This is a genomic window from Sinorhizobium sp. P24N7 (assembly GCF_042436655.1).
In the GTDB taxonomy this organism is placed as follows: Bacteria; Pseudomonadota; Alphaproteobacteria; order Rhizobiales; family Rhizobiaceae; genus Sinorhizobium; species Sinorhizobium meliloti_A.
The window spans coordinates 214461-225700 of sequence record NZ_JBHMIW010000013.1 but is presented as its reverse complement, the minus strand read 5'-3'; the positions used below and the strand labels follow the sequence as shown (position 1 = coordinate 225700).

Here is an 11240-nt window from a genome sequence, read left to right as displayed (position 1 = left end):
TGCGCGTCAGCTTCCGGCGCAGGATCGGTTGCTCGGCGGCGTTCACTCCATGCAACTGGAAAACGCTCTTTGACGTATCCATGCCAATTCGGATAATCTGCTCCACGGACGGTCTCCCTCGATTGATATCTTAACGACTCACTCTGGCACATTGCGATGCCGTTGGGAGCCGTCCACCCCAACAGTGCTCGTCACAGGGATGAGAGCAGCGCCGCGTCTGCGGCGCGGGAAGCGTTCTTTCAGCCCAAGGACTTGGTCTGGCTGGATTCCTGTGACGAGCACAGGAATGAGGAAAACCAAAGAAGCAGCACAGAGATACGGGAAAGGAGAGACGGGCCGAGTGTGAGCGGTGTTCGGCCGGCATACCGCCTCTCATAGTGATCTGATGCGCCTGCACTGGCCCGGCCGTCGACTCGGCGATTATTTCTCAGTCCCGTCCGGGGAAACCTGCTGCGACTGGCCGCCGGTGCCGGTCTGTGCCGTGGGATCCCGGTCGGTCGGGACGGGCTGTCCGGTGCCGACGCTGCCTGTCTGCTCCGGCGAGGGCGCCGGTTGGACCTGTTCGGTTTCGGTCAGGCGGTCGTTGTCGGTGCTTTCACCCCAGATTTCGACGGCGCCCCAGGCGAGGAGGGCGAGGAACAGTCCGCCGACGAGGACCCCAAGCACCGGAACGCCCGTGCGACCCTGCTTGGCTTCCTCGCCGGTGAAATTCTCTCGATCCGCTCCGTGCGTTGCCGAGGCCGGATCGCCGCGTTCGTCAAGATATTTGGCCATCGCTTTGACTCCACTGGCTATCTACAGCGCCGCGCCTCAAGAGAGGCGAAAGGTCGGTGTAGCACCTTGAATTGCTGCATTTTTCGTCCTTGGACCGGCTAGGATCCGAGGATACATGCAGTAGGGAACGGAGCGGAGGCCGACAATGTTCCGTGATCAGTCGCCGGGCGGCCAGGAGTCGGCGACGCTACGGCGAACGAGCTTATATGTATGGTCGGGTTGAACCTCATAGGTCTCGAAGACCATGGTGCCCTTATGAAGGAACCGGTTCTGGATCATGGTCCCAGGGGCCGCACGGGTCTTCCGAGAGGAGGCAGTTTCTCCATAGGTGAGGCTTCCCGGAAGCGGCTCCAGGTCGGGAGGGGTTGCGGTACAGGCTGCAAGCGCAACCACGCAGAGAAGCATGAGGGCTATTTTGTTCATCAATTGTCCTTCGCCTTGCTGTTTGGAGCCGATGGCCGACCGGAAGACGGTTTACGGCAGATCGAAGGGGTGCCGCAATCATTGCGTGCCGGGAAAAGCTTCGGCTCGGTTAAATTTTTCGAACCGCTTGACGGCGCGTTCGCGCTTCAGTCTGGAAAGCCGTCGAATCCAGAAGATACCGTTGAGCTGGTCGATCTCATGCTGCAGGCAGACCGCCATCAATCCCTCGGCTTCTTCCTCGCGGGTCTCGCCGTCCAGCGTTTGAAAGCTGACGCGCACGCGCGCCGGCCGCTCCACTTCTTCCGTGACACCCGGCATCGAGACACTGCCTTCGCTGTGGCGCACCGTCTCGCTCGACTGCCAGACGATTTCCGGGTTGACGAAGCTGCGCGGTCCTATCTGCGGGTCGACTTCGATGGCGGTCAGCCGCTGCAGAATGCCGATGTGGGGCGCGGTGATGCCTATGCCGGGGGCTGCGCGCATGGTGTCGACGAGATCGTCTGATAGCTGGCGGAGAGCGCCATCGAACCGGCTGATCTGCTCGGCTGACGTCGTCAGCAGCGCACTTGGAAAGCGTATGATCGGTCGGACAGCCATGAGAAATGTCTCTGCTCGGGTGAGTGGTCGGGCCGGCGCCCGGTGGGATCGTCACATTCGTTTCATCATTTCCTATGTTTTTGCAACAGCTTGGATAAATGTTCCGAGGCGGATCGCCGATCTCGTCTCGACTGTGGACTGAGGCGGAGCTTTGCGCTAGCAGGGCAGAGGAGCCGTTCCGGCGCGGGCTCGGTCGGCGGTAATCTCTGGAGGGGGCCATGAGCAGCACCGGCGACGACGACCGCGGTTCCGACGAAATCGCTGTCCACGGCGACTCGGACATCTACGCTGAAGACGGCTCGGTACGCTCCGATTTCCTGATGCATGTCGGCGCCGCAATCGCGGATCGCGACATCATTTACCTTCGCCAGCATGTCGCCGGCCTCCATGCGTCGGAACTGGGCGACCTGATCGAGGCGATTCAGCCGGAGCAGCGTATCGCACTGGTTCTGCTGCTTGGCAAGGATTTCGACCTGGCTGCGCTGACCGAGGTCGATGAAGGAATCCGTCTCGACATTGTCGAACATCTGCCGAACGAGCAGATTGCCGAGGCGATCGGCGAGATGGATTCCGATGACGCGGTCTACATTCTCGAGGATCTCGACGAGGAGGATCAGGACGAGATCCTCGCCAAGCTTCCCTTTACCGAGCGCGTCCGCCTGCGCCGCTCGCTCGATTATCCGGAGAGCACCGCCGGGCGGCGCATGCAGACCGAGTTCGTCGCGGTGCCGCCTTTCTGGACCGTCGGCCAGACGATCGATTACATGCGCGAGGACGACGACCTTCCCGAAAGTTTCACGCAGATCTTCGTCATCGATCCGACTTTCAAGCTGCTGGGGGCAGTCGATCTGGACCGGGTGCTGCGCGCTAAGCGCTCGGTAAAGATCGATGCGATCATGCGTGACACAAGCCATTCCGTGCCGGCGGAAATGGACCAGGAGGAGGCGGCGCAACTCTTTGAACAGTATGACCTCCTCTCGGCCGCCGTCGTCGATGAAAACGGCCGGCTCGTCGGCGTGCTGACGATCGACGACGTGGTCGACGTGATCCAGGAAGAGGCGGAAGAGGATTTCCTGCGCCTGAGCGGCGTCGGCGACGAAGAACTGTCGGACTCGGTCGCGGAAGCCGCGCGCTCACGCGTTCCCTGGCTTTTCATCAACTCGATGACGGCTTGCGTTTCTGCCTCGGTCATCGGCCTGTTCGATGCGACGATCCAGCAGATCGTCGCACTTGCGGTCCTGATGCCGATCGTCGCAGGCATGGGCGGCAATGCCGGATCGCAAACCATGACCGTGACGGTGCGTGCGCTCGCAACCCGGGGGCTCGATATTCACAACGCGCCGAGAATCATCCGCCGCGAGGCGGGCGTCGGACTTTTGAACGGCGTGATCTTCGGTTCGTTCATCGGGCTTGTTGCGGGACTTTGGTTCCAGAATCCCGACCTCGGCGGCATCATCGCGACCGCGATGCTGGTCAACATGATGGCCGCCGCGCTCGCCGGCATCCTGATCCCGATTCTGCTCGAAAGATACGGTGCCGACCCGGCGGTCTCTTCCGCCGTCTTCGTGACGACCGTCACCGACATAACCGGCTTCTTCAGCTTTCTCGGCATTGCGACATGGTGGTTCAGCATCAGTTGAGGTGAGACGCACGCGGGGGCGCCGTGTTTGACTTTTACGTCAAAGTCAACAATAGTTGAGGCGCGTCTTTGATGGAATGGCTGCGTGAACAAATACTATAGCATTACCGAGCTGACCCGGGAATTCGGCATCTCGACCCGGACACTGCGCTTCTATGAGGATGAAGGTCTGATTCATCCGGAGCGTCGTGGCCGCACGCGTCTGTTCCGCCCCGCCGACAGGCACCTCATAAAGGAGATCCTGCGTGGCCGGCGCATTGGCTTTACCATTGCCGAAATTCGCGAAATCATTCAGGTCTACAAGGATCCGCCGGGTGAGATGGGCCAGCTGCAGCTCTTGATCAAGCGCGTCGAGGAGAAGCGCGAGGACTTGCGGCAGAAGCGCAAGGACATCGAAGACACACTTAGCGAACTCGACAATGTCGAAGAGGCCTGCCTCACGCGCCTTGCCGAAATCGGCGTCGGCACCTGACGATCCCTGATTTTCTGCGTATTCGTTTCGTACGCCGATGCAGCCAGTGAAAGGCGGCTCGCATACGCGAGCGCTGGCGTAGGGCACCCAAAAAACTCCCTCATTCCTGTGTGCGTCACAGGAGTCCAGCCAGCCCAAAGCCCTGGGCAGACTCTTCCATCTCCGCTCAAATCCAACGGCTCGTGTGCCGGCAATATCGCTCGAACTCGAAACCGAAGCGCGACAGCAGGTGCCGCTCCTCCTTGCGGATCGCGAAAAGCGTGGTCAATCCGACCGCCGCGATTGCCATGATGAAGAACCAGGGGTTGATCGTCGCCAATCCGAGGCCGGTCATCGCCAGCGTGTAGCTGAAATAGATCGGGTTGCGGGTGAAACGAAATGGGCCGCAGGTAACGAGGCAGGTGGCGCACCGGTTCGGAAGTACGGCTGTGTGGCGGTCAAGGAGGGTTTTGACGGCCCAGAGATCGATGGTGATCGCCAGCACGGCAAGGCCGTAGCCCACCAGCGAGAGGATCCAGCTGTGCTCGTGCGCCACCGGGATCGGGAAAAGGTGGCCCAGGGCCAGCGCGGTGAGAACGGCCGCGCCATAGAGCAGAGGCGGCCATGGAAACTTCAGCGGCTTGGCACGAAAGGCATTCATGTCCTAGTCCCCCGACTGTGCCTCTCCTGATTGTGCATCCATTGTGCACTGACCCGCGATTCGCGCAATGCGTTCGTCCGTGCTCACGTCGATCTTGCCCAGGTTCAGATCGTCGAACAGGTTCTGTTCCTTCAAGCCGGCGAGTGTGCAACCGCAAAAGGCGCTGCAGGAGATCGCGGAATTTTCATTGCTGCATGCCCGTTCGCAATTCAGCAGATAGACCTGTGCCGGATCCGGCGTCGGGGCGGGAACGGCGAGAGAGAAGAGATAGACTGCCGCGATGAGCAGCGGCTGGTGGATGAGATATATCAGAAGGCTGTGACGGCCGCCAAAGGCGAGAGGCGTCATCCACTGGAGCTTACGGGCCCCGGCGCTTCGGCTGCGCCGGGCGGAAAATAGCGGGTGGAGCAGCTTCGCGGTGCCGAGGCCGAGCAGGAAAGGGGCAACCCACGGAAGCAGAGGAACGTAGTCATTCGAGCGCGGGATCGCTTCCGAGAGGCCGACCCACCAGAGCGCCGGCATGTCGAAAAACGACGAGCGCAGATAGAGGGGAGCCGCGAAGGCCGCGGCGGCTGCAAGAAAGGAAACGGCGGCCGGCAATTTCAGAAAAAGGAGGCCGACGAGGCTTGCCGCGGCAATGGCGTGAAGAATCCCGAAGAAGATGAACGACTGGGGGAAGGCGAACCAGGTCCCGATGCTGATCAGCGCGGCTGCGCCGGCGATCTTCGCGAAACGTATGGCGAAAGCGCGCGGACGGAGTTTCGGGAACTGGCCGAGCACGAGGCTGTAACCGGCAAGAAACAGGAAGCTGCTGGCAATCAAGCGTGCAAACATCCGCCAGCCGCCCGTCCCGGCGGTGCCGGCCGCGACATAGCCGAAGAATTCGAGGTCCCACACAAAGTGATAGAGGGCCATGGCGACGAGGGCCAGGCCGCGCAGCGCATCCAGGAGGACCATCCGGTGGGTTCCGGTCACCTCCGTGCGCATTTGCACTTCAGGGGTCGTCGTCGCGCTGTGTTCGGACATCGAAGAGTCGCTCTGCTGCTGGAGGTCTACGAGGGCGTCTCATTTCAGTCGCGTCGCGAATATGTTGAAAGGAGGGCCGCCAGTCATTCGATTGCTTACCGCAAACCGCCGACCGGGTGCAATCGCTGCAGCCTATGGCGCATTCTCGATCAGCGCGGCGCGCGCTTCGGAGAAGAACTGCCGGCGCGCGAGGACGAAGATGACGAGGGCGGTAAGCACCATGAACACATAGGGGCTGATGAACCAGCCGAGATAGCCGATCGACAGGAAGATCGCCCGGAGCCCCGCATTGAAGTGCTTGGCCGCAAGTATGTTCATGCGGATCGCACGCTCCGCGGCGCGCTCGGCCGCCTTCTGGTCGCGTTGCATGTCCGCCGTCATCGGTATGCCGCCCATCAGGATCGAGCAATAGTTGAACAGCCGGTATGACCAACCGAACTTGAAGAAGGAATAGCCGAAGAGGCAGGTCAGTCCGCCGACTTTCAGTTCGAAGGCGGTCCGCCCGCTTCGGAATATCTGCGGAAGGTCGCTGAAGATCATCTGCACTTGGTCTGTCGCGCCGAGCAATGCGAAACAACCGCCGAGCGCGAAGATCGTCGTCGAGGCGAAGAAAGCGGTACCGGCCTGCAGCCCGGCGATGATCTGCGTGTCGATCATCTTGAGATCGCGATTGAGCGAATTGCGGATCCAGCGCGCCCTGTGCTCGTTCATCAAACGCGTCAGGCTGACGCGGTCGAAGCCGCGCCCCCCGTCGGAAGCCCAGCTGAAGCCGGCCCAGAGGAGCACGAAGATGACGAGCGCGAGGTAATCTTCAGAGGTCATAGCGGTGTTTTGGCACGGCCATCCGAAAATGCAAGATGGACGCATGTCGGCCTGTCTTAAGATTCACGGCGAAATCGAGGCGACAGCACCGAGCGGGCGCTCCGGGGATTCCACCGCTTGCACACGGCTTTGTGTCCGCGTCCAAGGCGTCCCGCATCGGTTTGACACTATTTCGCCATATTTCACCATTGCGCGTTAACAGATTCTTCGCTATTGGACGGCCACACGACTTAATGGTTACCGAGCTTCGGTATTCGGAGACATCATGGACAAAACAGTAGAGAAGTCGTGCTGGGGCGTGACGGTTCGCGCCGTGGCGGGTTTCGGGGGCGTTCTCGTTCTCGCCTATCTCTTCGGCGGCTTCTGAAGACAGATTGAAATGTCAGGCGTTGCAGTTCACGGGCTGCAACGCTTTTTTTTGACCGCTCTCGATCGCCGATCACATGCGCTGTTCTTCAGTAGCATGTCGCACCAACAGAATCCGATGTCGGTCGGTCGCCTGACGGGTCGGCATAGGATCGCTTAGGGTTCGATCCTATATTAGGAACGATCGACACCGCCCGAGCAGGAAAACGGTCGGCTTCGGTCCTATCATCGACGCAAATGTGGAGCTCATCGGCTGCAACGTTGCGTCAGGCTCTGGGCAGGCAATTCATGTTTCTTTCCGTCTTCGACGTTTTTAAGATCGGTATCGGTCCATCGAGCTCACACACGATGGGGCCGATGTCGGCCGCCAACAGGTTTCTCGATCTCATCCTGTCGGATGAATGGCCGCGACCGTCTCACGCGGCTGTCGGCGCCATCAAGGTAAGCCTCCATGGATCGCTGGCGCATACAGGCATCGGACATGGAACGGGCAGGGCGGTCATTCTCGGCCTGATCGGCGAGCGGCCGGATCTCGTCGAGCCGGACAGGATGGACGGGATCATCGAGCAGGTGGAGCGTACGGGCCGCATCACCCCGCCGGGCCATCCGGGCTATATATTCCAGCCGAAAACCGATCTGGTCTTCGACAAGAAGACGCCGCTGCCGGGCCATGCCAACGGCATGTCCTTCTCCGCCTTCGACCGGGACGGGCGGCTGCTTCTGAAACGCATCTACTATTCGATCGGCGGCGGCTTCGTGGTGACCGATACGGAACTGGACGCGATGAGGGCCCAGAAGAACAAGCCCGCCGGCGTAAAGGTGCCCTATCCCTTTGCCACGGCTCAGCAGATGCTCGACATGGCCGCGCGCTCCGGGCTGACGATCGCCCAGATGAAGCGCGCGAACGAGGAATGCAGCATGTCGAGGGACGAGCTCGACGCCGGGCTCGACCGCATCTGGACGGCGATGAGCAGTTGCATCGACCGCGGCCTCAGCCAGGACGGCATCATGCCGGGCGGTCTGAAGGTGCGCCGGCGCGCCCGGGCGATCCACGACAAGCTGCAGGAGGAATGGCGCTCCAACAAGACCAATCCTCTCCTCGCAAATGATTGGTTGAGCGTCTATGCGATGGCGATCAATGAGGAGAATGCTGCTGGCGGCCGGGTGGTGACTTCGCCGACCAACGGCGCGGCCGGCGTCGTTCCGGCGACGATCCGCTACTATCTGCATTTCCACGACGATGCCGATCAGGAAGGCATCCGGGATTACCTGCTGACCGCAGCGGCGATCGGCGGTATCATCAAGCACAACGCCTCGATTTCCGGCGCGGAGGTGGGCTGTCAGGGCGAAGTCGGATCGGCGTCGGCGATGGCCGCGGCGGGTCTTGCTGCCGTCATGGGCGGAACGCCCGAGCAGATCGAGAATGCGGCCGAGATCGCGCTCGAACACCATCTCGGCATGACCTGCGATCCTGTCGCAGGTCTCGTTCAGGTGCCGTGCATCGAACGCAATGCCCTCGGTGCCGTCAAGGCGGTTACGGCCGCCTCGCTCGCACTCAAGGGTGACGGCAAGCATTTCGTGCCGCTCGACGCCTGTATCGAGACGATGCGCCAGACCGGCGCGGACATGAACGAGAAGTATAAGGAAACGTCGACCGGGGGTCTCGCCGTCAACGTGGTCGAGTGCTGAGCGGTAAGTCTGAAGCCGATGGGGCTGTGGACGAATATGCCCGGACGGCTTGACCGCAGCCGTCGGCCGGGTGTTCAAGATTTGCCATGGCTTTGCATCTCATCAAACTCTGTGTCGGTGCCGAATCGATCGAGGACCTGCGCGAATGGGTAGCGCGCAGGGCCCTGGCGGCGATCGCAGCCGGGCAGCAGCCGCACTCCTTCCACACGACCCGGATGGTCCCGAAGCGGGCGGAAGAGCTTCTCGCCGGCGGTTCGCTCTATTGGGTGATCAAGGGATACGTTCAGGCGCGACAGCCGCTGATCGGCATCGAGACCTTCACCGACGGCGAGGGCATCGGCCGCTGCAATCTCCTGCTCGGCCCGGAAGTCATGGAGACGGAAACACAGCCGCGTCGGGCTTTTCAGGGCTGGCGCTACCTCGAGGAGAAGGAAGCCCCGCGCGATCTTGCCTCGCTCGCCGATGGCGGTGAGATGCCGCTCGAATTGCGGCGTGAACTTGCCGAACTCGGGCTGTTATAGCCGGCGGGCGGGAAGAGGCGCTTGCTAACCGCTCGCGCTTCTCCTGGCGTGCTTTAAGGCGCGTGGAGATTCGGGATAGGATACCCGCCGCTTGCTTGAACCCATCCCTGTGCTCGTCACAGGGATCCAGCCGACCAAGTCCTTGGGCTGAAAGAACGCCTCTCGCGCCGCAGACGCGGCGCTGCTCTCATCACTGTGACACGCACAGAGACGAGGGGGAAGCAGGCCTTCGTTGTTTATTGCAGGCGCATTCTGAGAGGGTGACTACGACCCGGTGCCGCGACATGCAGATGGATGTCGGCCCGAGGCTGGGTCGAACGCCAAGCGCGCGCGCCGTGTGTAAGGAGCATACCCACCAGGTCGCGCGTCTTTGCCTTGGACCGGTTCAGACCGATGTCGGCGATGCGCATGGCCGCCTCATGCAATGGATGCAGCCGGATGCGCGAAGACCTTGCTTTCCGGTCGGAAATCAGGCTGTCGCCGGGGACGTTCTCGTTCATTGCCATGCTGACCTCGTTACGCTGTACTAATCCGAGGAGGACAGCCGGAAAACGTCCGGCTGCCGCTGCAGCGCCGCGCGTCTCAGCCGCGCAAAGGTCGCTGTAGCACTTTGGTTGCCGCATGCTTTGTCCTTGGATCGGATTGGATCAAAGGAAACATGCAGTAGATGGCGTCTCTTACTGCTGGCTCGCCCAGCAAGCGAAGCCCTTCTTCTTCAATGCCCTGCATGCGTTGACGGCCTTGTCCTGGTCGTCGAAGCCGCCGAAGCGTGCGCGGTAGAGCTGAGCTCCGCCATTGCTGAAGGCGACCGTGAAGGGGGTGGCGTTACGCAGTGCCTTGCCGCCCTTTTCCTTGGCATTGTCGAGCAGGGTCATGGCCTGCGTCTTGTCGGGCGTGGCGCCGATCTGGATGACCCAGCCCTGCATGCCGACATTCGCTTCGGTGCGCGCTTCGGCCGCGGCAGGTGCGGTTTCAGCGGTGGCGACCGAATTGGTGATCTGCGTATCGACGTCGCCAGCGGCTTCCGGCTCCTGGGCAAGTCTGGCGCTCTGTGAATCGAGCGTGTTCGGCGCAATCTTGGCTGCAAGCACGGGGTTGTCCGAAGCCGCTTTCGTCGATGCATAGGCCATTGCGACGCTGCCGGCGCTTTCGCCTGTGTAGCGGAAATCCGGGACCGGGCCGGTATTCGGCAGGTCCATCGCTGCCGACGCGACAGCCGCGGCGGTTGCCGGCCGAACTTCGGCTTCGGCTACCGTCGTCACGGGTTCGGCCGGAACCTCGGCGATCAGATTGCCGCTGCCGCGGCGCGATGCGGAAGGCATGTATTTCGCGACGAGCTTGCGCATCTGCGCATCGCGGGCGCCACCGGATGTGCCGCCCATGACGACCGCCACGATGCTGCGCCCGTCGAGCTGGGCCGAGGTCACGAGATTGAAACCGGATGCGCGTGTATAGCCGGTCTTGATACCGTCTACTCCGCGGACGTTGCCGAGCAACCGGTTGTGGTTGCCGATCGTCTGCTTCCCGAAACGGAAGCTGCGCGTGGAGAAATAGTCGTAATATTGCGGAAAATGCTGCCGGAGCGCGATACCGAGGCGGGCCTGGTCGCGGGCGGTCGTCCGTTGTTCGGAATTGGGCAGGCCATGGGCGTTGCGATAGGTGGTGCGCGTCATGCCGAGCGCGCGGGCCTTGTTGGTCATCATCCGGGCGAAGCGCTGCTCCGAACCGCCCAGGAGCTCGCCAAGCGCCGTTGCCGCATCATTGGCGGAGCGCGTCACCAGCGACAGGATCGCCTGCTCGACGGTGATCGATCGGCCGGCGCGCACACCGAGCTTCGACGGCGGCTCTGCCGACGCCTTTTTGGAAAAGGGAACAGGGGTGCTTTTGCTGATCCGTCCGGCTTCAAGCGCCTCGAACGTCAGATACAGCGTCATCATCTTCGTCAGCGAAGCCGGGTAGCGTAACTGATCAGCGTCTTCGCCGTAAAGAACCTTGCCGGTTTTCGCGTCTACGACGATGCCGGCATACTTGGAATTCGCGAAGGCGGGCGCCGAAAAGGTCAGCACGGCGATCAGGCCGGCAAGAAAAATCCGCCCCACAACTTCTGAAAAGACGCCGAACGGGCGTTTCGCGAGATCAAAAAAAACGGATTGAGACACTGTATTGCTCTTCATTCACATATCAGGGGTGCCGTCCGGACGCCGTCTCCGGATACGACCTTTCCCGAGACAGTATCGGGATAGCGTTACCAATCGGTTTATGATGAACGAT

Annotated in this window: 12 protein-coding genes and 1 pseudogene; 4 read left to right on the top strand and 9 right to left on the bottom strand. The window is 61.5% G+C overall.

Annotated features, from left to right (window positions below):
* The 4 genes and pseudogenes from ACFHWW_RS23005 to ACFHWW_RS22990 all read right to left on the bottom strand — a co-directional run.
* Positions 1-106: pseudogene (locus tag ACFHWW_RS23005) on the bottom strand (IS110 family transposase); the annotation flags it as partial.
* Positions 107-420: 314 nt separating this feature from the next.
* Complete coding sequence (locus ACFHWW_RS23000; protein ID WP_324763276.1) at positions 421-774, bottom strand: hypothetical protein; 354 nt, start codon at positions 772-774, stop codon at positions 421-423.
* Positions 775-930: 156 nt separating this feature from the next.
* On the bottom strand, positions 931-1197 hold the full coding sequence (locus tag ACFHWW_RS22995) for a hypothetical protein (protein WP_275600019.1): 267 nt from the start codon (positions 1195-1197) through the stop codon (positions 931-933).
* Between the two features lie 78 nt (positions 1198-1275).
* The gene (locus ACFHWW_RS22990; protein ID WP_100673971.1) at positions 1276-1794 is read right to left on the bottom strand and encodes a peptide deformylase; all 519 of its coding nucleotides are present in this window, start codon (positions 1792-1794) and stop codon (positions 1276-1278) included.
* A 218-nt stretch (positions 1795-2012) separates the two neighbouring features.
* Here ACFHWW_RS22990 and mgtE point away from each other — a divergent pair, with 218 nt between their 5' ends.
* Together mgtE and ACFHWW_RS22980 are read left to right on the top strand one after the other, a co-directional pair.
* A complete protein-coding gene (gene mgtE, locus ACFHWW_RS22985; protein ID WP_100673970.1) occupies positions 2013-3434 on the top strand; it encodes a magnesium transporter in 1422 nt (473 codons plus the stop codon).
* A gap of 84 nt (positions 3435-3518) precedes the next feature.
* On the top strand, positions 3519-3905 hold the full coding sequence (locus ACFHWW_RS22980) for a MerR family DNA-binding transcriptional regulator (RefSeq protein WP_003536722.1): 387 nt from the start codon (positions 3519-3521) through the stop codon (positions 3903-3905).
* Between the two features lie 166 nt (positions 3906-4071).
* Here the strand turns inward: ACFHWW_RS22980 and ACFHWW_RS22975 are convergent, their stop codons facing one another.
* From ACFHWW_RS22975 to ACFHWW_RS22965, 3 genes are all read right to left on the bottom strand, one after another.
* Positions 4072-4545, bottom strand: coding sequence for a methyltransferase family protein (locus ACFHWW_RS22975; RefSeq protein WP_379940985.1), 474 nt, complete (start codon positions 4543-4545; stop codon positions 4072-4074).
* Positions 4546-4548: 3 nt separating this feature from the next.
* On the bottom strand, positions 4549-5571 hold the full coding sequence (locus tag ACFHWW_RS22970; protein WP_379940983.1) for a heparan-alpha-glucosaminide N-acetyltransferase: 1023 nt from the start codon (positions 5569-5571) through the stop codon (positions 4549-4551).
* A 132-nt stretch (positions 5572-5703) separates the two neighbouring features.
* Positions 5704-6438 carry a DUF599 domain-containing protein gene (locus ACFHWW_RS22965; protein WP_198516849.1) on the bottom strand — a complete coding sequence of 245 codons (735 nt, stop codon included), beginning with the start codon at positions 6436-6438 and terminating at the stop codon, positions 5704-5706.
* A gap of 609 nt (positions 6439-7047) precedes the next feature.
* Between ACFHWW_RS22965 and ACFHWW_RS22960 the strand changes: the two genes are divergently transcribed.
* Positions 7048-8448 carry an L-serine ammonia-lyase gene (locus ACFHWW_RS22960; protein ID WP_379940981.1) on the top strand — a complete coding sequence of 467 codons (1401 nt, stop codon included), beginning with the start codon at positions 7048-7050 and terminating at the stop codon, positions 8446-8448.
* A gap of 86 nt (positions 8449-8534) precedes the next feature.
* Positions 8535-8969 (top strand): DUF1489 family protein, encoded by a 435-nt coding sequence (locus tag ACFHWW_RS22955; RefSeq protein ID WP_324763281.1) that lies wholly within the window; start codon positions 8535-8537, stop codon positions 8967-8969.
* Between the two features lie 236 nt (positions 8970-9205).
* On the opposite strand, the gene ACFHWW_RS22950 is transcribed toward ACFHWW_RS22955, so the two are convergent.
* Both ACFHWW_RS22950 and ACFHWW_RS22945 read right to left on the bottom strand, forming a co-directional pair.
* Positions 9206-9475 carry a hypothetical protein gene (locus tag ACFHWW_RS22950; RefSeq protein ID WP_100673964.1) on the bottom strand — a complete coding sequence of 90 codons (270 nt, stop codon included), beginning with the start codon at positions 9473-9475 and terminating at the stop codon, positions 9206-9208.
* 171 nt (positions 9476-9646) lie between these two features.
* Positions 9647-11143 carry a D-alanyl-D-alanine carboxypeptidase gene (locus ACFHWW_RS22945; RefSeq protein ID WP_275598057.1) on the bottom strand — a complete coding sequence of 499 codons (1497 nt, stop codon included), beginning with the start codon at positions 11141-11143 and terminating at the stop codon, positions 9647-9649.
* Positions 11144-11240: the final 97 nt, after the last annotated feature.